Genomic DNA, 597 nt, shown 5'->3' on the forward strand with positions numbered 1-597 from the left:
CTCCTGCACCCTTCCCCTTCCCCGGCCCTCGGCCTCTTCTGTCATCCCGGCGGCGGATCACCCAGGTGGTCCGCCGCCGCGGTATCCACGCCGCCCGGCCGCGTCACCGGGCTCGCCGCTCCAGGCGGAACAGCCGTATCTCCCGGTCCACCCGCGCCTGGTACGTGGCGTACGGCGGCCAGAACGCGAGCGCGGCCTCCCAGACCGCCGCCCGTTCCTCCCCCGTGAGCAGCCTCGCCCGCACCGCGATGTCCTCACCGCGCCAGTTGACCTCCGCGTCCGGATGGGCGAGCAGATTCGCGGTCCACGCGGGGTGCCCCGGGCGCCCGAAGTTGGACCCGACGAGAACCCAGCCGCCCCTCGCCCCGTCGGGCATGCAGGCCAGCGGCGTACGCCTGGCGAGGCCGCTCTTCGCGCCGCGCGCGGTCAGGATGACGCCGGGCAGCATCTGGGCGCTGAGCAGCACCTTCCCCCGGGTGAGGCGGTGCACCGCGCGGTCCATCGCGGGGATGAGGTGCGGCGCGACCTTCGCGAAGGCGCGGGTGGAGGACACCTTCTGCACCAGACGCACTCCCGGCGGCATCAGCGTGCCTCCCC

At 74.5% G+C, this 597-nt stretch carries 1 protein-coding gene; it reads right to left on the reverse strand.

Translation table 11 applies throughout. From position 1 onward, the window contains the following. Positions 1-103 precede the first annotated feature (103 nt). On the reverse strand, positions 104-583 hold the full coding sequence (locus AB8Z36_RS41535) for a nitroreductase family deazaflavin-dependent oxidoreductase (protein WP_369218501.1): 480 nt from the start codon (positions 581-583) through the stop codon (positions 104-106). Positions 584-597 lie beyond the last annotated feature (14 nt).

The sequence above is a fragment of the Streptomyces flavofungini genome (assembly GCF_041028215.1).
Taxonomy (GTDB): domain Bacteria; phylum Actinomycetota; class Actinomycetes; order Streptomycetales; family Streptomycetaceae; genus Streptomyces; species Streptomyces flavofungini_B.